18 protein-coding genes are annotated in these 19404 nt (G+C 60.2%); 5 read left to right on the top strand and 13 right to left on the bottom strand.

Annotated elements, in window-relative coordinates:
- Window positions 1–146 precede the first annotated feature (146 nt).
- A complete protein-coding gene (locus BMZ46_RS22530; protein WP_074689012.1) occupies window positions 147–1298 on the bottom strand; it encodes a M14 family metallopeptidase in 1152 nt (383 codons plus the stop codon).
- Window positions 1299–1395: 97 nt separating this feature from the next.
- Here BMZ46_RS22530 and BMZ46_RS29180 point away from each other — a divergent pair, with 97 nt between their 5' ends.
- Window positions 1396–1614 carry a hypothetical protein gene (locus tag BMZ46_RS29180; RefSeq protein ID WP_134333879.1) on the top strand — a complete coding sequence of 73 codons (219 nt, stop codon included), beginning with the start codon at window positions 1396–1398 and terminating at the stop codon, window positions 1612–1614.
- A gap of 163 nt (window positions 1615–1777) precedes the next feature.
- Here the strand turns inward: BMZ46_RS29180 and BMZ46_RS22525 are convergent, their stop codons facing one another.
- Window positions 1778–2116 carry a DUF6124 family protein gene (locus BMZ46_RS22525; protein ID WP_039767517.1) on the bottom strand — a complete coding sequence of 113 codons (339 nt, stop codon included), beginning with the start codon at window positions 2114–2116 and terminating at the stop codon, window positions 1778–1780.
- 129 nt (window positions 2117–2245) lie between these two features.
- On the opposite strand from BMZ46_RS22525, the gene BMZ46_RS22520 reads away from it, so the two are divergent.
- Window positions 2246–2902, top strand: a complete 657-nt coding sequence (locus BMZ46_RS22520) for a LexA family protein (RefSeq protein WP_039767691.1) — start codon at window positions 2246–2248, stop codon at window positions 2900–2902.
- Between the two features lie 39 nt (window positions 2903–2941).
- Here the strand turns inward: BMZ46_RS22520 and BMZ46_RS22515 are convergent, their stop codons facing one another.
- Genes BMZ46_RS22515 through BMZ46_RS22500 form a run of 4 tightly spaced genes read right to left on the bottom strand, consistent with a single transcriptional unit; the run spans window position 2942 to window position 8503 of the window.
- Window positions 2942–4891: an acetyl/propionyl/methylcrotonyl-CoA carboxylase subunit alpha gene (locus tag BMZ46_RS22515; protein ID WP_074689010.1), complete on the bottom strand. Its 1950-nt coding sequence runs from the start codon at window positions 4889–4891 to the stop codon at window positions 2942–2944.
- Window positions 4891–5706, bottom strand: coding sequence for a gamma-carboxygeranoyl-CoA hydratase (locus BMZ46_RS22510; protein ID WP_039767512.1), 816 nt, complete (start codon window positions 5704–5706; stop codon window positions 4891–4893). The genes BMZ46_RS22515 and BMZ46_RS22510 overlap by 1 nt, the downstream gene beginning before the upstream one ends.
- 13 nt (window positions 5707–5719) lie before the next feature.
- Window positions 5720–7327, bottom strand: coding sequence for a carboxyl transferase domain-containing protein (locus BMZ46_RS22505; protein WP_074689008.1), 1608 nt, complete (start codon window positions 7325–7327; stop codon window positions 5720–5722).
- 12 nt (window positions 7328–7339) lie between these two features.
- A complete protein-coding gene (locus BMZ46_RS22500; protein WP_039767508.1) occupies window positions 7340–8503 on the bottom strand; it encodes an isovaleryl-CoA dehydrogenase in 1164 nt (387 codons plus the stop codon).
- Between the two features lie 201 nt (window positions 8504–8704).
- On the opposite strand from BMZ46_RS22500, the gene BMZ46_RS22495 reads away from it, so the two are divergent.
- Window positions 8705–10402: an AMP-binding protein gene (locus BMZ46_RS22495; protein ID WP_074689006.1), complete on the top strand. Its 1698-nt coding sequence runs from the start codon at window positions 8705–8707 to the stop codon at window positions 10400–10402.
- A 54-nt stretch (window positions 10403–10456) separates the two neighbouring features.
- On the opposite strand, the gene BMZ46_RS22490 is transcribed toward BMZ46_RS22495, so the two are convergent.
- The 5 genes from BMZ46_RS22490 to BMZ46_RS22465 form a co-directional block, all read right to left on the bottom strand.
- Window positions 10457–10813 carry a DUF6124 family protein gene (locus BMZ46_RS22490; RefSeq protein WP_074689004.1) on the bottom strand — a complete coding sequence of 119 codons (357 nt, stop codon included), beginning with the start codon at window positions 10811–10813 and terminating at the stop codon, window positions 10457–10459.
- A gap of 87 nt (window positions 10814–10900) precedes the next feature.
- Window positions 10901–11266: a DUF6124 family protein gene (locus BMZ46_RS22485; protein WP_074689002.1), complete on the bottom strand. Its 366-nt coding sequence runs from the start codon at window positions 11264–11266 to the stop codon at window positions 10901–10903.
- Window positions 11267–12335: 1069 nt separating this feature from the next.
- On the bottom strand, window positions 12336–13235 hold the full coding sequence (locus BMZ46_RS22475; protein WP_039767500.1) for a hydroxymethylglutaryl-CoA lyase: 900 nt from the start codon (window positions 13233–13235) through the stop codon (window positions 12336–12338).
- Window positions 13236–13289: 54 nt separating this feature from the next.
- A complete protein-coding gene (locus tag BMZ46_RS22470; protein WP_074688996.1) occupies window positions 13290–13691 on the bottom strand; it encodes a MerR family transcriptional regulator in 402 nt (133 codons plus the stop codon).
- 55 nt (window positions 13692–13746) lie between these two features.
- Window positions 13747–14691, bottom strand: a complete 945-nt coding sequence (locus tag BMZ46_RS22465; RefSeq protein WP_064380747.1) for a LysR family transcriptional regulator — start codon at window positions 14689–14691, stop codon at window positions 13747–13749.
- Window positions 14692–14880: 189 nt separating this feature from the next.
- Between BMZ46_RS22465 and BMZ46_RS22460 the strand changes: the two genes are divergently transcribed.
- Window positions 14881–16110 carry an acyl-CoA dehydrogenase gene (locus BMZ46_RS22460; protein WP_074688994.1) on the top strand — a complete coding sequence of 410 codons (1230 nt, stop codon included), beginning with the start codon at window positions 14881–14883 and terminating at the stop codon, window positions 16108–16110.
- Window positions 16111–16282: 172 nt separating this feature from the next.
- Here BMZ46_RS22460 and BMZ46_RS22455 read toward each other — a convergent pair whose 3' ends face one another.
- Both BMZ46_RS22455 and xthA read right to left on the bottom strand, forming a co-directional pair.
- Complete coding sequence (locus BMZ46_RS22455; protein ID WP_074688992.1) at window positions 16283–17617, bottom strand: substrate-binding domain-containing protein; 1335 nt, start codon at window positions 17615–17617, stop codon at window positions 16283–16285.
- Between the two features lie 116 nt (window positions 17618–17733).
- Entirely contained in the window at window positions 17734–18546 is an 813-nt protein-coding gene (gene xthA / locus BMZ46_RS22450) for an exodeoxyribonuclease III (RefSeq protein ID WP_039767492.1), read from the bottom strand.
- A gap of 174 nt (window positions 18547–18720) precedes the next feature.
- On the opposite strand from xthA, the gene BMZ46_RS22445 reads away from it, so the two are divergent.
- A complete protein-coding gene (locus tag BMZ46_RS22445; RefSeq protein WP_074688990.1) occupies window positions 18721–19371 on the top strand; it encodes a GNAT family N-acetyltransferase in 651 nt (216 codons plus the stop codon).
- The last annotated feature ends 33 nt before the right edge of the window (window positions 19372–19404 follow it).

The following is a 19404-nucleotide window of genomic DNA, read 5'->3' as shown; positions in this document are numbered from 1 at the left end:
GTCCCGGTTCCTTTCAGGTTTCAAGTTGAAACTTGAATGACGGTAAGTAATCCGGTTTTGATTTGCAACCTGATTGAGTAAAAGTCGGCGCAAAAAAAAGATCGCAGACAGGCTGCGATCTTTCGTGAAGCGAAACTCAGGGGCGATCAGCGCAGGGTGTCGACCATGTCCGCGATGGTGGTCAGCACGTCCTTGCCCAGTTGCTTCGATCGCTTGCCCGACCAACCGGTGAACGGGTTCGGCGCATCATCGTGATCCTTGAACGGCATTTCCAGGGTCAGCGACAGGCAGTCGAACTTCTGGCCGACGCTGTTGCAGGCCAGAGTCATGTTGGCCTGACCCGGTTCGTCGCGGGTGTAGCCGTACTTGGTCTGGAAGTCTTTGGTGGTGTGTTTCAGGTGGCTGCGAAAATGCTCTTCGAGCTTCTCCAGGCGCGGGGTGTAACCCGGGTTGCCTTCGCAACCGGCAGTGAACACGTGGGGAATTTCTTCGTCGCCGTGTACGTCGAGGAACAGATCGACGCCGTACTTTTCCATTTGCTGTTGTACGAAAAGTACTTCGGGGGTGACTTCCTGACTGGCGTTCTGCCAGGCGCGGTTCAGGTCCTGGCCCATGGCATTGGTGCGCAAGTGACCGTGGAAGGCTCCGTCCGGGTTCATGTTCGGTACCAGGTACAGATCGGCGCTGGCCAGCAGTTTGTTCAGCACCGGATCGTCATGATGTTCCAGGCGTTCGATCACGCCTTCCATGAACCACTCGGCCATGTGCTCGCCGGGGTGTTGCTGGGCGATGATCCAGATCTTGCGGCGACCTTCGGCGCCAGTGCCTTTGCGCAGCAGCTGAATGTCGCGGCCTTCGACGCTTTTTCCGGTGGCCAGCAGTTCGGTGCCGGCCTTGGTCAGCGCCTGCTCGATCAGCCAGTCATGACGGCCACGGCTGTAGGGCTCGAAGTAGGCGAACCAGGCGTGGGTCTGCTCGGCTTCGAGGCAGAAGCGCAGGCTGTCGCCTTCGAATTGGGTCGGAATGCGGAACCAGTTGACGTGATCGTAAGAGGCGACCGCCTGATAGCCGGTCCAGGCCTTGTTGTAGGAGGACTGACTGGCGTTGACCAGTCGGAACCAGTGTTCCTGATGAACGTGCAGGCCGCTGGCCTTGAAGTGGAACCACTGGAAATGGCCGCTGCGGGTATCTGGCCGAATTGCCAGAACCGGGTTGAGCGGGTTGCTGATGTCGATGACTTGGATGTTGCCGCTGTCGAAGTTGGCGCTGATGTCGAACGAAGATTTGGCCACGGTCATAATCGATTCCTGAATATGATTTTTATGGCGGCTACTTTACACGCAAGACAGGGGTGAAACCGAGGGAAATTGCGGGTTGCGGCGGGGGGCGTCTTCCGTGACGCGGATGCAGCTTAGTGGCTATGCGATTGATTCTCAAGTGCTAATTGGCATTACTTTGCCCCAATGCGGCCGGGGTTCGCTTGCCAGGCAATATTCTTTTGATATTATCCGCGCCATCGAATTTGCGGCACCCAAAGACTTCATTAGCCTGAAGCCACAAGCCAGAAAACTGGCAAAAAAAAGACCCGGCAAAAAGCCGGGTCAAAAACCGTGATTAGCCTGATGAGGAGATAGTCCAGAAGACCGACCTAAGGTCTCTGGTCCATCGACTGATCTCGCGACCAGCTGCTTGCAATAATAATCATTATCATTTGCAAGTCAAATGTTTTTATCTGCGCGATTGGAAAGTTCTTTCCTGTCCGTCCGAACTCCCGTCTTCAGCGAACCGCGCCATCGAGCGAGTGATCGACCATCGCTCGTGCCATGTCCACCATGTGCACGACCGAAAACGCCAGATCCCGATTGACGCCCTGTAAGCCATCCGCAGCCTTGAACGCCGTGGCTGCTGCGCATCGCAGCAGGTCGGAGGCGTGGACCAGGGATTCTTCGCCACTCAGGTTGCTGTTCACGCCGAAGAAGCGTTCCTCTGCATCCGGTTCTGACACAGCTGGTTTCAAGTAATAGTCCAACGCCCGTTGCGCAGCGGCACACCCTTGCGGGGAGGTGAAGGTGGTATCCATTTGCAGGTCGGGCAAGTCTTTGCTGGTGATATTCATGGTGAAAGGTCACTCCTTGGTCGATTCAAATCCGTGACCCAAGAATAGTACTATCAGTATTTGTGACCAGAATTTAAATACTACAATATGTGTTTTGCCGGCCGCAGGCGTCCACGTATGGTGCCGCACATGGATAAATGGATTGAGTTGGTCAAGGCCAAAATGAGTGAACTCAACGTCACTCAAGTCGAACTCGGCGAGCGCGTCGGCATGTCGCAGGGCGGTATCGGCCATTGGCTGAACAAGCGCCGCGAGCCCGGCATCACGCAGATGAACCGCGTGCTGAAAGCGCTGGGCATGGAGTATCTCGAGGTCGCGGTGGTGATTCGTGAACCGCAGATCGATGCGGACGACGAAATGCCCCTGGCGCAGAAGTACAACCCTTACTTTCGCTATCCGGTCAGCGAGTGGAATGCGCCGGTCGAGGCCCGCGAGAGCCAGCCAGCGTATTCGAGTGCCAAGGACAAGCGACGTTTCGAACTGACGGATTACCACGCCCGTGGCCCGGCGTTCTGGCTGACGGTGACGGGTAACGCGATGACCGCGCCCACCGGGCAGAGCATCGGCGAAGGGATGATGATCCTGGTGGATCCGGCGCTGGAAGCCGAGCCCGGAAAACTGGTGATCGCCCAGTGGCCGGACAGCGACGAGGCGATTTTCCGCAAGCTGATCGAAGAGGGCGGCCAGCGTTACCTGGTGCCGCTCAATCCGACCTGGCCGAAAGCCTTGTTGACCGACGAGTGCCGAATCATCGGTGTCGTGGTTCAGGCAACGGCCAAATACTAGTCAGATCGATCCTCGCCAGGCGTAGGATCGATCCACCTTTCAAGCTTCCTCCAACTCGACCAGCGCGCTGCCTTCGCTGACCATTTCGCCTTCCTGGCAATACAGCGCCTTGATCACCCCGGCATGGGGCGCGCGGATGCTGTGCTCCATCTTCATCGCCTCGAGCACCACCAATTGCGCACCGGCTTCAACCGCTTGCCCGGCCTCCACCAGCACCCGCACGATGCTGCCGTTCATCGGCGCCGTCAGACCGCCCTGATGGCTGTGGCTGGCGTCGACAGCGCTGATCGGGTCATACGTTTCAACGCGTCGCAACTCGCCGTCCCATTGCAGAAACAGCACCTCTTCACGACGAATCGCCCGCAGCTGCCGACGCAGCCCGTCGTGCTCGAGTATCAGTTGCTCGCCGATCAGTTTTGCACTGCCGCCAGCACCGAGCGTCAACGCCCGGTCCTGCCCCTCGCAACTCAAATGCAGAGTGATTTCCCGTGGCAACCCAGCGCGCAAACCGCTGGGAAGCGCCCAAGGCGAAGCCGGATCATCCGCCCGAGCCATCCCCGGCAGGCTCTGTGCAAAAGCCTGCGCCGCCGCCTCCCAGAACTCATCGCTCAGCGCAGCAGGCGCTGGCAGCAACTGTTCCTGATAGCGCGGAATAAACCCGGTATCCAGCTCGGCCGCCGCGAACGCCGGATGACCGATGATCCGCCGCAGGAAGTTGATGTTGGTCTTCAACCCGCCAATCGCAAACTCATCGAGCATGCTCAGCAGCCGCAACCGCGCCTGCTCACGATCTTCGCCCCAGGCGATCAACTTGCCGAGCATCGGGTCATAGAACGGTGAAATCTCGTCGCCTTCCTCAACGCCGCTGTCCACACGGCGCCCCGGCCCTGCGGCGGATTCGCGATACAGATCCAGACGCCCGGTTGCCGGCAGGAAGTCATTCGACGGATCTTCCGCATACAATCGAACCTCAATCGCATGCCCGTTCAGCGGCACCTGATCCTGGGTGATCGGCAGTGCTTCGCCGCGAGCAACGCGAATCTGCCAGGCCACCAGATCGAGCCCGGTGATGGCTTCGGTGACCGGGTGTTCGACCTGCAGCCGCGTGTTCATCTCCATGAAGAAGAACTCGCCGCGAGCGTCCAGCAAAAACTCCACCGTGCCAGCGCCGACGTAACCGATGGCCTGCGCCGAACGCACAGCCGCTTCGCCCATCGCACGGCGCAGCTCCGGGCTCAGCCCCGGTGCGGGTGCCTCTTCGACGACCTTCTGGTGCCGACGCTGAATCGAGCAGTCGCGCTCGTTCAGGTACAGGCAATTGCCATGCTGATCGGCAAACACCTGGATTTCCACATGGCGCGGCTTGAGCAGGTATTTCTCCACCAGCATCCGCGAGTCGCCGAACGACGACTGCGCTTCACGCTGTGCGGAGGCCAGCGCTTCAGCCAGTTGACTGACGTCCTCGACGACCTTCATGCCTTTACCGCCACCGCCAGCGGTGGCCTTGAGCAGCACCGGATAGCCGATGCGCTCGCAAGCATCGCGGAAGGTGTCCAGATCCTGAGCTTCGCCGTGATAACCCGGCACCAGCGGCACGCCGGCAGTTTCCATCAACGCTTTTGCGGCGGATTTGCTGCCCATCGCGTCGATGGCCGAGGCGGGTGGGCCGAGGAAGATCAGGCCGGCCGCTTCGATGGCGCGAGCAAACCCGGCGTTCTCCGACAGAAAGCCATAACCCGGATGAATCGCCTGAGCGCCGCTGGCCTTGGCCGCCGCGATCAGTTTGTCGATTTGCAGGTAGCTGTCAGCCGCTTTGCTGCCGCCCAGATCCACACGGATATCCGCTTCACGGCTGTGCCGCGCTTCGCGGTCGGTGGCGCTGTGCACGGCGACGGTGGTCATGCCCAGCGCCTTGGCGGTACGCATGACCCGGCAAGCGATTTCGCCACGGTTGGCCACCAGCAGGGTGGTGAGAACAGGTGCGCTCATCAACGCGGCTCCTTGGTGGTGGTTGCGGCTTGCCAGCTCGGCGCACGTTTCTGCAGAAAGGCTCGTAGACCTTCCTGGCCTTCCGGGCTGACACGGATGCGCGCGATGGCGTTTTCGGTGTAGCGGCGCAGGGCCGGCGTCAGCGCGCCGTTGCCGACCTCACGCAGCAGATCCTTGCTGGCGCGCATGGCGGCGGGGCTGTTGAGCAGGAGGTTGTCGATCCATTGTTCGACTTTCTGTTCAAGCTCGGTTGCCGGATAGCTTTCGGACAGCAATCCAATCTCACGCGCCCGTTGGCCGCCAAAACGCTCGGCCGTCAGCGCATAACGCCGCGCCGCGCGCTCGCCGATGGCTTGCACCACAAACGGACTGATCACCGCCGGCGCCAGGCCAATGCGTACTTCCGACAGGCAGAACTGCGCATCATCGGCGCCGATCGCCATGTCGCAGCAACTGATCAGACCCAGCGCGCCGCCGAACGCCGCGCCTTGCACCACGGCCACGGTCGGGATTTTCAGTTTGGCGAGGTTGTACATCAGCTCCGCCAGTTCCCGAGCGTCGTCGAGGTTGGTGTGGTAATCGAGTTCGGCCGATTGCTGCATCCAGGCCAGATCCGCGCCGGCGCTGAAGTGTTTGCCGCGTCCGCGCACCAGCAGGAAACGCAGGCTGGCGTCGCTGGCGACCTTGTCCAAAGCCAGGATCAGTTCGCGGATCATCTCGGCGTTGAACGCGTTGTTCTTTTCTTCGCGGCTCAGCCACAGGGTCGCGAATCCCCGTGGATCGCTGTGCAATTCGAGGGTGTTGAAGTCGCTCATGAGGTTCTCCCGATCACATCCGGAACACGCCGAAGCGGCTCGGTTCGATAGGCGCGTTCAACGACGCGGACAAGGCCAGGGCCAGTACATCGCGGGTCTGCGCCGGGTCGATGACGCCGTCGTCCCACAGTCGTGCGCTGGAGTAGTAGGGGTGACCCTGCTCTTCGTACTGGTCGAGAATCGGTTGCTTGATCTCGCTTTCCTGTTCCGCACTGAAGGCCTGACCGCTGCGTTCGGCCTGCTCGCGCTTGACCTGAACCAGCACGCCGGCCGCCTGTTCGGCGCCCATCACGCCAATCCGCGCGTTCGGCCACATCCACAGGAACCGCGGATCGTAGGCCCGCCCGCACATACCGTAGTTGCCGGCGCCGAAGCTGCCGCCGATGATCACGGTGAATTTCGGCACCTTGGCGCACGCCACAGCGGTTACCAGTTTGGCGCCATGCTTGGCGATGCCGCCGGCCTCGTATTTCTGGCCGACCATGAAGCCGGTAATGTTCTGCAGGAACAGCAACGGAATGCCGCGCTGGCAGGCCAATTCGATGAAGTGCGCGCCTTTTTGCGCGGCTTCGGCGAACAGGATGCCGTTGTTGGCGAGGATCGCGATCGGGTAGCCGTGCAGATGGGCGAAGCCGCACACCAGCGTCGTCCCGAACAGCGCTTTGAATTCATCGAACACCGAACCGTCGACCAGTCGCGCAATCACTTCGCGCACATCGAACGGCTGCTTGGCGTCCGCCGAAACCACGCCGTACAACTCGTCGCTGGCGTACAGCGGTGCAATCGGCGCGCGCTGCTGCACTTCGCCGAGCTTGCGCCAGTTGAGGTTGGCGACGCTGCGGCGGGCGAGGGCGAGGGCGTGCTCATCGCTTTCTGCGTAATGGTCGGCGACCCCGGAAGTCTTGCAGTGCACATCGGCCCCGCCGAGGTCTTCGGCGCTGACCACTTCACCGGTCGCGGCTTTCACCAGCGGCGGGCCGGCGAGGAAAATCGTCGCCTGATTGCGCACCATGATCGCTTCGTCGGCCATCGCCGGTACGTAAGCGCCGCCTGCGGTGCAGGAGCCCATGACTACGGCAATCTGCGGAATGCCCATGGCGCTCATGTTGGCCTGGTTGAAGAAGATCCGCCCGAAGTGTTCGCGATCCGGGAACACTTCGTCCTGACGCGGCAGGTTGGCGCCGCCCGAGTCCACCAGATAAATGCACGGCAAGCGGTTTTGCTGGGCGATGGTCTGGGCGCGCAGGTGTTTCTTTACGGTCAGCGGGTAGTACGAGCCGCCTTTCACCGTCGCGTCGTTGGCGACGATCATGCATTCGACGCCTTCCACGCGGCCGATCCCGGCAATCACGCCAGCGGCCGGCACGTCCTCGCCATAAACGGCATGGGCGGCCAATTGGCTGATCTCCAGAAACGGCGAGCCCGGATCAAGGAGGCGGTTGATGCGCTCACGCGGCAGCAGTTTGCCGCGCGAGGTGTGACGTTCCTGAGCTTTCGCGCCGCCGCCCTGGGCCACTTGGGCAAGGAGGGTGTGCAGGGCGTCGACCTGTTCGAGCATCGCCGCGCTGTTGGCGGCGAACTCCGCTGAACGAGGGTTGAGCTGGGTATGCAGGATAGCCATGGACAGCTCCGTTTAGCGGGTTTCGTTGAACAGTTCGCGACCGATCAGCATGCGACGGATCTCACTGGTGCCGGCGCCGATTTCGTACAGCTTGGCGTCACGCAGCAGACGACCGGCCGGGAATTCGTTGATGTAACCGTTACCGCCGAGAATCTGGATCGCATCAAGGGCCATTTGCGTGGCGCGTTCTGCGGTGTAGAGGATCACGCCGGCGGCGTCCTTGCGCGTCGTTTCGTTGCGCTCGCAGGCCTGGGCCACGGCGTAGAGGTAGGCGCGGCTGGCGTTGAGCTGGGTGTACATGTCGGCGACCTTGCCCTGGATCAGCTGGAACTCGCCGATGCTCTGGCCGAACTGCTTGCGGTCGTGGATGTACGGCACGATCAGGTCCATGCACGACTGCATGATTCCGGTCGGGCCACCGGACAGCACGACGCGCTCGTAATCGAGGCCGCTCATCAGCACTTTCACACCGCCGTTGAGCACGCCGAGGATGTTTTCTTCTGGTACTTCGACGTCATCGAAGAACAGCTCGCAGGTGTTGGAGCCGCGCATGCCGAGTTTGTCGAACTTGTTGCTGCGGCTGAAGCCTTTCCAGTCACGTTCGACGATGAACGCGGTGATGCCGTGCGGGCCTTTTTCAAGGTCAGTCTTGGCGTAGATCACATAGGTGTTGGCGTCGGGACCGTTGGTGATCCAGGTCTTGCTGCCGTTGAGCACGAAACGGTCGCCGCGTTTATCGGCGCGCAGTTTCATCGAGACCACGTCGGAACCGGCGTTCGGCTCGCTCATCGCCAGAGCGCCGACGTGTTCGCCGCTGATCAGCTTCGGCAGGTATTTGGCTTTCTGTTCGTGGTTGCCGTTGCGGTTGATCTGGTTCACGCAGAGGTTGGAGTGGGCGCCGTAGGACAACGCCACCGAAGCCGAGCCACGGCTGATTTCTTCCATCGCCACCACGTGCGCCAGGTAACCCAGACCAGCGCCGCCGTACTCTTCGGGCACGGTGATGCCGAGCAGGCCCATGTCACCGAACTTGCGCCACAGATCGGCCGGGAACAGGTTGTCGCTGTCGATCTGCGCGGCACGCGGGGCGATCTCCTTGGCGACAAAGGACTGAACCTGATCGCGCAGCATGTCGATGGTTTCACCGAGGGCAAAGTTCAGGGATGGGTAGCTCATGGGTCACCTTTTGGCTTTTTTGTAGGGTGGGGAGAAGGGCGTTTCAGTTCTCACCTTTACGTTAACGTAAGCCTGTGACGAATGGCTGTCAATCACCCTTTACGTTAACGTCAACTTGAGCGAGAGTAGGGCCAGTTCTGAATGGTCGGAGCTGCCGTGGCTCCGTTCCAACACCCACTAATAAAGACAATAGGGGTCGTCATGGATCAACCCAGTGCAAACCCGCAGCGCAGCTATACCCGTGGTTCCCAGGACAAAGCCTTGCTGGCGATGACCATCGGGCAGAAGTTCGACGAGACCGTCGCGCAGTACCCGGACGGCGAGGCGTTGGTGGTGCGTCATCAGCAGCTGCGTTACACCTGGCGGCAACTGGCCGATGCGGTAGACGTGCATGCCAGAGCGCTGCTGGCGTTGGGTTTGCAGACCGGTGATCGGCTCGGCATCTGGGCACCGAATTGCGCGCAGTGGTGTATCACGCAGTTCGCCACCGCGAAGATCGGCGTGATCCTGGTCAACATCAACCCGGCCTACCGCAGCTCCGAACTCGAATACGTGCTCAAGCAATCCGGTTGCCAATGGCTGGTCTGCGCGGGGGCATTCAAGAGCTCCAACTATCACGGCATGTTGCAAGGCTTGCTGCCGGAACTGGCCGAGCAATCCATCGGCGAACTGCGCAGCGAGCGCCTGCCGGAGCTGCGCGGCTTGATCAGCCTCGATCCGCAGCCGCCTTCGGGTTTTCTTCCGTGGTCGCAACTGGCAGATCTGGCCGCCAGTGTCTCGCCAGCACAATTGCATGAACGCAGCGACAGTCTGCACTTCGATCAACCGGTCAACATCCAGTACACCTCCGGCACCACCGGTTTCCCCAAGGGCGCGACCCTCAGTCACTACAACATCCTCAACAACGGTTACATGGTCGGCGAAAGCCTCGGCCTGACCGCCGCCGATCGCCTGGTGATCCCGGTGCCGCTGTATCACTGCTTCGGCATGGTCATGGGCAACCTGGGCTGCATCACCCACGGCAGCACGATGATTTATCCCAACGATGCCTTCGATCCGCTGCTGACCCTGAGCACCGTCGCCGAAGAAAAAGCCACCGCGCTGTACGGCGTGCCGACCATGTTCATCGCCATGCTCGATCAACCGCAGCGCGCCGAGTTCGACCTGTCGACCCTGCGCACCGGGATCATGGCTGGCGCCACTTGCCCGATCGAGGTGATGCGCCGGGTCATCAACGAAATGCACATGAGCGAAGTGCAGATCGCCTACGGCATGACCGAAACCAGCCCCGTGTCCCTGCAGACCGGCCCATCCGACGAACTGGAACTGCGCGTCACCACCGTCGGCCGCACCCAGCCGCAACTCGAAAGCAAAATCATCGACGAGGCCGGCAATCCGGTGCCGCGCGGCACCATCGGCGAGCTGTGCACCCGTGGCTACAGCGTGATGCTCGGCTACTGGAACAACCCGAATGCCACCGCCGAAGCCATCGACGCGGCAGGCTGGATGCACACCGGCGACCTGGCGAGCATGAACGACGAGGGTTACGTGTGCATCGCCGGGCGTAACAAGGACATGATCATCCGTGGCGGTGAGAACATTTATCCGCGCGAACTGGAAGAATTCTTCTTCACCCATCCAGCGGTGGCGGATGTGCAGGTGATCGGCATTCCCTGCTCGCGTTACGGCGAAGAAATCGTCGCCTGGATCAAATTCCATCCCGGCCACAGCGCCACCGAACAAGAACTGCAAGCGTGGTGCAAGGAGCGCATCGCTCACTTCAAGACACCGCGTTACTTCAAGTTTGTGGAGGAGTTTCCGATGACGGTGACGGGCAAGATCCAGAAATTCCGGATGCGCGAGATCAGTATCGAGGAGTTACGTAGCAACGAGGGCTGACGATTAGAGCTTTCGAAGCCAGGGCGCGGACCCTGGCTTCGAAAGCGGCGCTTATTACTTTACCTCTACATTTTCCAACGCTTGATTCACCGCCAACTCACCCAGCATCACCACTTGCGCAATACCCAACAGGGTCTTGCGGTTCGGCCCCTCCAGCAGGCCGGCAAACTCACCGAGCATGACCGTGGCTGACGCGAGGGATTCGCAGGCATTGGCCAGCAAGGATTCCGTGTCGGTTTGCGGGTTGACCATGAACATGTCGTTTGGAGTGTAAGGCGTGGCCATGATCCGGGCTGCCGGTGTCAGGTAATAGTCGAGGGCGCGTTCGGCTGCGTCGTGGAGTTTTCTTGAATCAGGAAATTCGTAGGGGGACACCGGATCTTCTAACGGTGGAATGACGGTCTTGGACATCAGCTGGAACTCCGGAAAGAGTCGCTTGAGGATTTTTATAGACGGCTGCCAGGCAGTGAGGGGACAAGCCCCTCAACGAGGCGGCAACTACCGCGCGATGTGATGGTTATCCAGCACACGATTGACCAGCAGCTCACTCAGCATGATGACCTGCTGCAGTATCTGCATCGCCTTGCGCTGCGACGGATCGACGGTGTTGCCAATATCCCGGGCCATGTCACTGGCCGACGACAGCGTTTCGCACGCTTCGACCAGCAGCGTTTCGTCATCCATTGTTGGATTGACCAGATAGATCTTGCCGGGCTTGCGCGATGGCTTGGACGTCTTCTGCGCCCCAGGATCGAGGTAATGATTGATCGCCCGCTCGGTGGCCGTTTTTATGTTTTCGGCTTCGAGTGCGGCGTCGTAGGGGATTGAATCGGTTTCTGGCGGGTTTGGTGTGGCTTTGAACATACGTGCAACTCCTATCGCAGATCTCAAGGAGCCATCACCCACGCTACCAAACGATGGGTGGCGGCCATACGCGGGTTGGTAGACCGGCTGCAATAGGAACCCGGCGCTCACGAATGAGCCCCACGCATGACCACCATAAAACAGAGCCCCCCAAAAGGGCCTGCATACGGTGTTGCCATACAGCTATTACAGACGGGCTACCAAACCCGATCACTGTTTTTCAGTGACAGGGAAACGATATAGCCCACCCCATAGCCGCGTAAGCCGGCGGATTCTGGCGTACGCGTAGGCAACGACGCAAGGTGCTGTAGCCCTTATGGCGTAACGGTTCGTGTACTTTAAACGCGCATGCGGCGTCGTGTTTACACACAGCAAAAGCCGTGAACCCACCGTGTTTTTGTTGGGATTACTTGTATGTGGGGCTGGATGTTGAGGCACGGCATCAATTGCCTTATTGAGATCATGCCGAGTAAGCGCTTGCAGGAAGATCGAGATGGGGGGGAGTTCCGTCGCGGACAATTTCAGAACGCCAGACAGCACAAAGGGGAGCCGAAGCTCCCCTTTAATTTTGTCGTCGCGTGCTCTTTTTTATTATTGAGGGGCGGTCTGTTGTTGTTTTTGGCAACCGTGGCCCTTTACCGCTGTTTTTGGCGACCCCCATCCGGGGTCAAGAGCAAACGTATTTTTTTGAGCGCTGATCTGCTTTCTCGTCTAGCGATCCAACCGATTCGGGAGCTACCTGAAGGTAGTTTTATTGTTCTCTGCCCGGTTGCGGGTCATTCCGAGGAATACCCTGAAAAGCACACCTTCTCCAAAAAAATCTGTTAGCTGCGTCTCTGTCGTGTTGTTTTTGTTATGTCAGAGTCGGTACGTCTTATTTTTATTGGTTTGCTGCTTTTTATTCTTGTTATGCCATAGAGATAGCAGAAGCCGTGCCAACTTTTCAAAACCCTTGTAAATCAAGGGATTGAGATTTTTGAAGGATTTTTCCTTCAGGCAAAACCAGACAATTTGTTTCCGTGTTACTCGCTTGTGCCCACGTTTCGCGCTCGGCGGTAACACCATCCCCTCACTGTGCGCTACGAGCCTTGGCCACACGCGAACCGGTCGGGCGACCCAGCACCGCACTGATCTGCTGGCCGGCGGCAATCAAGGCGTCGAGGTCGGTACCGGTCTCGATGCCCAGGCCATTGAGCAGGTACACCACGTCTTCGGTGGCGACGTTACCGCTGGCGCCTTTGGCGTACGGGCAGCCGCCGAGGCCGGCGATAGAGCTGTCGAACACCGCGATGCCTTCCAGCAGGCTGGCGTAGATGTTGGCCATGGCCTGGCCGTAGGTGTCGTGGAAGTGGCCGGCGAGTTTCTCTCGCGGCACTTGCTTCGACACTACTTCGAACAGCCGGCGAGTGGCGCCCGCGGTGCCGGTGCCGATGGTGTCACCCAGCGAAACTTCGTAGCAGCCCATCGCGTACAGCTCGCGGGCGACCATGGCGACTTGTTCCGGCGCGACTTCGCCTTCATAAGGACAGCCAAGCACGCAGGACACGTAACCGCGCACGGTAACGCCGTGCTGTTTCGCCGACTCCATGATCGGCGCGAACCGCGCCAGGCTTTCGCTGATCGAGCAGTTGATGTTGCGTTGCGAGAACGCTTCGGACGCGGCGGCAAACACCGCGACTTCCTTGACCCCGGCGGCCAGCGCATCTTCGAAACCGCGCAGGTTCGGCGCCAGTGCGCCGTAGGTCACGCCGGGCTTGCGCTGGATCTGCACGAATACATCAGCGGAACCGGCCATCTGCGGCACCCACTTGGGCGAGACGAAACTGCCGACTTCTATATAGCCGAGGCCGGCGGCGCTCAGCGCGTCGACCAGTTGCACCTTGTCGGCGACGCTGATGGGCTGGGCTTCGTTCTGCAGGCCGTCACGCGGGCCGACTTCGATCAGGCGTACTTGGGAGGGGAGGGACATGGCGTTGACCTGCTCTTGGAATTCCTGCGGAACCCCTTGTGGGATTTATTTAGGTTACTGAACGGATTGCTGATTCTTGAGCGTCTGCTCCAGCGCCTGCACGCAGCGTTCTTCGGCGGTGTCGAGCTCCAGCTTCATCTGTTCGATGTCCAGCAACTGCTGCTCGAGCTGTTCCCGGCGCTCGCTGATTTTCGCCAGCATGCTGTTGAGTTGTTTGGTGTTACCGCTGGAGGGGTCGTAGAGCTCGATCAGCTCGCGGCACTCGGCCAGGGAGAAACCGATGCGCTTGCCCCGCAGGATCAGTTTCAGGCTGACCTTGTCGCGCGGCGAATAGATGCGTTCCTGGCCTCGGCGCTCGGGGCTGAGCAGGCCTTGTTCTTCATAGAAGCGGATCGCCCGGGTGGTGATGTCCAGCTCGCGGGCGAGGTCGGAAATGCTGTAGGTCTGGCTGCTCATGAAAGCGCTCGAAGAAGGGTCTTGGCGCTAAGCTAATGGCAGGTTGACGTTTACGTCAAGTAGCGGGCGTCTGCAGCTTGTCGAGCTTCTTCTCGTGCGCTGTCACTTGCTGGCACAGCTCGATCATCTGCTCGCGCATCCAGCGGTTGGCCGGGTCCTGATCGGTGCTTTCGTGCCAGTACAAATGGGTTTCCACCGGCGGCACATCGTTGACCGGCAGATTGAACGCATGCAGGTCATGGCGCCGGGCGAACCGCTCCGGCACGGTCATGACCATGTCGGTCTGCTGCAACACCTGGGACGCCATCAGGTAATGCTGCGAGCGCAGGGCAATCTTGCGCTGAATGCCCATTTTGCCCAGCGCCAGATCGACATGGCCCAGGCCACTGCGGCGGCTGGAAATATGAATGTGGGTCAGGGACAGGTAATCGTCGAGGGTGAATTTTTCCTTGGTCGCCAGCGGATGGCCCTTGCGCATGGCGCAGACGTAACGGTCTTCCATCAGCTTGACGTGGCGTACTTGCGGGTCGGTGTTGAGCGGCGCATCCACGGCAAAGTCGAGACGCCCGGCCGCCAGTTCCTTGGTGGTTTCCCGGCGCTTGGACAGGAAACTTTCGATGATCACCGTCGGCGCCAGACGACGCAGGCGCTGGAACAGTGGCGGCAGAATCACCGCTTCGGTCAGGTCGGTCATGCTGATGCGATAGGTCTTGACCGCTTGCGAGGGGTTGAAGATGCGGCTTTCCTGAACCGAAACCCGTAACAGCGACAGCGCGTTGCGCACCGGGCCAATGATGTTCTGCGCCATGGGCGTCGGCACCATGCCCTGGGCCGTACGTACGAAGAGCGGGTCGTTGAAGGTCTCGCGCAACCGCGCCAAGGCGTTGGACACCGCCGGCTGGGTAATGCCGACAATCTGCCCGGCGCGGGTCAGGTTGGCTTCGGTGTAGATCGCGTCGAAGACGATGAAAAGGTTGAGGTCGACCTTGCTCAGATTCATTACGCGGCTCTCTTGTTATAGGTGCTTGTTATAGGTGAATGGCGCGGGTCAGGGCGGCCAGGAAAATCAACCAATCATATATCGGTGATGAATGTTTATACACGCCGAGAATAGGCTAGGTAAATTATCAGCGCTGTTCTAGCATCGATTGCATGACTTAAACAACCTGCCGAAAAAAGGTAATTGCTCATGGATTTCGCTTATTCGCCCAAGGTGCAAGAACTGCGTGAGCGCGTGACCGCGTTCATGGACACTTACGTTTACCCGGCCGAAGCCGTGTTCGAGCGTCAGGTCGCCGAGGGCGATCGCTGGCAGCCGACGGCGATCATGGAAGAACTCAAGGCCAAGGCAAAGGCCGAGGGACTATGGAATTTGTTTCTGCCTGAGTCGGAACTGGGCGCTGGCCTGACCAACCTCGAATACGCGCCATTGGCGGAAATCATGGGCCGTTCGTTGCTCGGTCCCGAGCCGTTCAACTGCTCCGCCCCCGACACCGGCAACATGGAAGTGCTGGTGCGTTACGCCAACGAAGAGCAGAAACAGCGCTGGCTCGAACCGCTGCTGCGCGGCGAGATTCGCTCGGCGTTCGCCATGACCGAGCCGGACGTCGCGTCCTCCGACGCCACCAACATGGCCGCCCGTGCCGTGCGTGATGGCGACGAGTGGGTCATCAACGGCAAAAAATGGTGGACCTCCGGCGCCTGCGATCCGCGCTGCAAGATCCTGATCTTCATGGGCCTGAGTAACCCCGACGCCCCGCGTCACGCTCAGCACTCGATGATCCTGGTACCCGTCGACACTCCCGGCGTGAAGATCCTCCGTCCGCTGCCGGTGTTCGGTTACGACGACGCGCCCCACGGCCACGCCGAAGTGCTGTTCGACAACGTGCGGGTGCCGTACGAAAACGTCCTGCTCGGTGAAGGACGCGGCTTCGAAATCGCACAAGGTCGCCTTGGCCCAGGCCGGATTCACCACTGCATGCGTTCGATCGGCATGGCCGAGCGCGCACTGGAACTGATGTGCAAACGTTCGGTAAGCCGCACCGCGTTCGGCAAACCGCTGGCGCGTCTGGGCGGTAACGTCGACAAGATCGCCGACTCGCGGATGGAAATCGACATGGCACGCCTGCTGACCCTGAAAGCGGCGTACATGATGGACACCGTGGGTAACAAAGTCGCCAAGAGCGAGATCGCGCAGATCAAGGTCGTCGCGCCGAACGTCGCATTGCGGGTGATCGACCGGGCGATTCAGATCCATGGCGGGGCCGGGGTGTCGAACGACTTCCCGTTGGCCTACATGTACGCCATGCAACGCACCCTGCGCCTGGCCGACGGCCCGGACGAGGTGCACCGCGCGGCGATCGGCAAGTTCGAGATCGGCAAGTATGTGCCGAAGGAAATGCTGCGTAGCGAGCGCTGATTACAGACATTCCGCGTCAGTCCTGATCGTTCCCACGCTCTGCGTGGTAACGCAGCCATGGACGCTCTGCGTCCACTGTGACGCGGAGCGTCACGGTATGCATTCCCACGCAGAGCGTGGGAACGATCACCGGCCTGACGCCTCGCCGTGGGAACGATCAGTGGTTCGACGCTCAGTAAACCCAAACCTCAACCCGCCGATTCTTGATCCTGCCTTCATCCCCGCTGTTGGTCGCCACCGGCATCAGCGCGCCAAACCCGCGCACCTCGCGCAATACCACGCCGTTTTTCACCAGCTCCCTGCGTACCGCCATCGCCCGCAGCTTCGACAGCAAATCCGCCCGCGCCGGGTCGTCCTTGGCGTCGCCGAATCCCACCAGTGTTACCGCGCGGTCAGTCTTGTCGTGGTGCTTTATATAGTCGAACACCCGAGCCAGATCCTGGCGGGCCTTGTTGTCGAGGCTGGCGCTGCCTTCTTCGAAACGGAAGTTCACCGTCAGACGCTGGGCGTGGCGGCTGAGGGATTGATAACCCTCGGGCATCAGCGCATTCGGTGTGACGGCGATGGCCTGCACGGTCTGGGCAATAAAACCGTTGGCCGCAACAATCACCTGGCCCCGACGGCTTTGCGCAAAGTCCACCAAGGCCTTGGCCCAGGGATTGTTGCTGTCGGGCGGCAGATAGAAGAACAGCCGCCGCGACAGCGGATAGTCTTCGGTGGCGATCAGGCTGGCGAGTGGCAGCATCGCCTGGGATTGCCCGTCGACAATCGCCACGGCCTTGGCCTGACGCAGATAGGGCAGGCCGATGAAACCGATGGCCTGAGGATCGGCACTGACCGCGTCGGACAATTGTTCGCTGGATTCAAACCGTTTCGCGGCATTGCTCAGGGATTTCCCACGACGGCTGAGGACAAGTTCCTTGAACGTGTCGTAGGTGCCGGACTGATCATCCCGCGTATATAAATGAATCGTCCCCCCCTTGCCGCCGACGTCTTCCCACGTCTTCGCCTCGCCGCTGAAGATTCGCGCCAGTTGTTCGGTGTTCAGTTGATTCAGCGGATTGTCGGGATGAAGGATGATCGCCAGGCCATCGATGGCGATGACTTGTTCGGCGCCGGGGCTTTTCAGATCGCCCCGGGCTTGCAGGTTCAGCAGTTCGCTGTCTTTGATCGGGCGCGAAGAGGCGGCCAGATCGGCGCTGGCGTTCTTGAGTGCAGTGAAACCGGTGCTCGAGCCGTGGGCAGCGATTTCCACCACGACCCTCTGGCCCTGGGCCGTCAGGCCGACGACTCGTTGTTCGTTGGCGGTGTCCGGGGTTTCGCTGTGGACTTTCAACAGCCCCTGGTCTTGCAACAGGCCTTCCACCAGCGCCGGGCCGAGCGCCGCGCCAATGGTGTTGGAACCCTGGATGCGCAATGCCGGGCCGTTCTCGGGAATGGGCAACGCCGCAACCGCTACCTGCAGCAAGGCGCTCAGGAGAAAGACAAACAGAACACGCAGGGTCATGCCGGCACCGCTTGCAGCCAAGGGGATTGCCGGGGAGATTAAGTCAAAGACGTTTCTGAAAGATGACAGGACAGAAGATCACCACCGCTGGCTGTGATCTTCTGCTTTCAAGCGAATCAGCTCAATTCCAGCCAGATCGGCGCATGGTCCGAAGGCTTTTCCATCCCGCGCAGTTCATAGTCGACGCCGGCGGCTTTCACCCGTGGCAGCAAACCGTGGGACGCCAAAATCACATCGATGCGCAGGCCACGTTTCGGCTCGTCTTCAAACCCGCGGCTGCGGTAGTCGAACCAGCTGAACGTGTCGGTCACGTCCGGGTTCAGGTGACGGAAACTGTCGGTCAGGCCCCAGTTTTTCAGGCGGGCCATCCACTCGCGCTCTTCCGGCAGGAAGCTGCACTTACCGGTTTTCAGCCAGCGCTTCATGTTGTCCGGGCCGATGCCGATGTCGCTGTCTTCCGGAGAGATGTTGACGTCGCCCATCACCACCAGCGGCTGTTCATTGTGGAACTGGCTTTCCAGCAGGACTTGCAGATCGCTGTAGAAGCGCTGTTTGGCCGGGAACTTGGTCGGATGGTCGCGGCTTTCACCCTGTGGGAAATAGCCGTTCATGATCGTCACCGGCACGCCGTTGGCGTCGGCGAACGTGCCCCAGATGAAGCGCCGCTGCGCGTCTTCTTCATCGGTGGCAAAACCTTTGTGTACGGCAATCGGTTCCTGGCGCGAGAGCAGGGCGACGCCGTAATGGCCTTTCTGGCCGTGGAAATACACGTGATACCCCAGGGCCCGCACTTCTTCCAGCGGGAACTGGTCGTCGTGGACCTTGGTTTCCTGCAGGCCGATGACGTCCGGCTGATGCTTTTCGATCAGCGCCGCCAGCTGATGCGGACGGGCCCGCAGTCCGTTGATGTTGAAGGAAACGATCTTCATGGTCGGCAGTCCTGGCAAAAGGGCGATGCTAGCTGACATGTAGGATCTGGGCCAGCGTGGCGGTAGTCCATATGCGCTGCTAATGTCTTTCGGGTGTGGGAACGATCCCTTCAGCCCAAGGCTCGTATAACAAGAACGGGGCCTCTTGAGTCCCGTCCAGGGAGAATCACCGTCATGCCTGAAACCCAAACCGCCATCGCCGACATTCATATGCTCGACCGCGGCTATTCCCGTGAAGCGCGATCCCTTCTTTATCAGGCTTATCGCCACGAGCCGACCTTCGCTTATCTGTTCGAAGCAGAGCGTCCGGGTTACGAGCAACGGGTGCGCGCCACGGTACGGGAGCTGGTCAAACAGCATTTCCTTCAGGATCTGCCGGCCATCGGCCTGCTGGTCAACGACCGCTTGATCGGCATCGCCCTGATCGCGCCGCCGCAACGGCGTCTGGGCGTTACCGAAAGTTGGGCCTGGCGTTTGCGCATGGTGCTGAGCACCGGCTTCCGCTGCACCCGCCGTTATCTGGAATATCACGCTGCCGTTGAAGCCTGCGTGCCGACCGACTCGGTGCACATGCTGCCGCTGCTCGGTGTGCATCCACAATTTCAGGGCAAGCATTTCGGCGAGCAACTGCTGCAAGCGGTGCACAACTGGTGCGCGGTGGACGAAAGCTCCCAAGGCGTGATTCTCGACACCGGCAACCCGCGCTATCTGGAGTTCTACAAGCGTCAGGGTTACGAGGAAATCGGCGAAGTGGCCGTCGGCCCGGTTCGCGAGCACGTGTTTTTCCACGCCAACCCGCGGGTGTTACAAACAGCAACGGGATGACCATCGAACTTTTTCGGAAATTTCCTGTTCTAT

It is taken from the genome of Pseudomonas sp. NFIX49 (assembly GCF_900115915.1).
GTDB lineage: Bacteria > Pseudomonadota > Gammaproteobacteria > Pseudomonadales > Pseudomonadaceae > Aquipseudomonas > Aquipseudomonas pharyngis.
Note: the sequence above shows the minus strand (reverse complement) of the source record. Positions and strands in the feature narration are given on the sequence as shown.

Bases quoted from the DNA above. Each gene is read 5' to 3' on its own strand.
- BMZ46_RS22520 (WP_039767691.1), top strand. From the start codon at position 2,246: ATGGATAAATGGATTGAGTTGGTCAAGGCCAAAATGAGTGAACTCAAC.
- BMZ46_RS22475 (WP_039767500.1), bottom strand. From the start codon at position 13,235: ATGTCCCTCCCCTCCCAAGTACGCCTGATCGAAGTCGGCCCGCGTGAC.
- BMZ46_RS22445 (WP_074688990.1), top strand. From the start codon at position 18,721: ATGCCTGAAACCCAAACCGCCATCGCCGACATTCATATGCTCGACCGC.
- xthA (WP_039767492.1), bottom strand. From the start codon at position 18,546: ATGAAGATCGTTTCCTTCAACATCAACGGACTGCGGGCCCGTCCGCAT.
- BMZ46_RS22510 (WP_039767512.1), bottom strand. From the start codon at position 5,706: ATGAGCGACTTCAACACCCTCGAATTGCACAGCGATCCACGGGGATTC.
- BMZ46_RS22470 (WP_074688996.1), bottom strand. From the start codon at position 13,691: ATGAGCAGCCAGACCTACAGCATTTCCGACCTCGCCCGCGAGCTGGAC.
- BMZ46_RS22525 (WP_039767517.1), bottom strand. From the start codon at position 2,116: ATGAATATCACCAGCAAAGACTTGCCCGACCTGCAAATGGATACCACC.
- BMZ46_RS22505 (WP_074689008.1), bottom strand. From the start codon at position 7,327: ATGGCTATCCTGCATACCCAGCTCAACCCTCGTTCAGCGGAGTTCGCC.
- BMZ46_RS22455 (WP_074688992.1), bottom strand. From the start codon at position 17,617: ATGACCCTGCGTGTTCTGTTTGTCTTTCTCCTGAGCGCCTTGCTGCAG.
- BMZ46_RS22500 (WP_039767508.1), bottom strand. From the start codon at position 8,503: ATGAGCTACCCATCCCTGAACTTTGCCCTCGGTGAAACCATCGACATG.
- BMZ46_RS22530 (WP_074689012.1), bottom strand. From the start codon at position 1,298: ATGACCGTGGCCAAATCTTCGTTCGACATCAGCGCCAACTTCGACAGC.
- BMZ46_RS22495 (WP_074689006.1), top strand. From the start codon at position 8,705: ATGGATCAACCCAGTGCAAACCCGCAGCGCAGCTATACCCGTGGTTCC.
- BMZ46_RS22490 (WP_074689004.1), bottom strand. From the start codon at position 10,813: ATGTCCAAGACCGTCATTCCACCGTTAGAAGATCCGGTGTCCCCCTAC.
- BMZ46_RS22485 (WP_074689002.1), bottom strand. From the start codon at position 11,266: ATGTTCAAAGCCACACCAAACCCGCCAGAAACCGATTCAATCCCCTAC.
- BMZ46_RS22460 (WP_074688994.1), top strand. From the start codon at position 14,881: ATGGATTTCGCTTATTCGCCCAAGGTGCAAGAACTGCGTGAGCGCGTG.
- BMZ46_RS22515 (WP_074689010.1), bottom strand. From the start codon at position 4,891: ATGAGCGCACCTGTTCTCACCACCCTGCTGGTGGCCAACCGTGGCGAA.
- BMZ46_RS22465 (WP_064380747.1), bottom strand. From the start codon at position 14,691: ATGAATCTGAGCAAGGTCGACCTCAACCTTTTCATCGTCTTCGACGCG.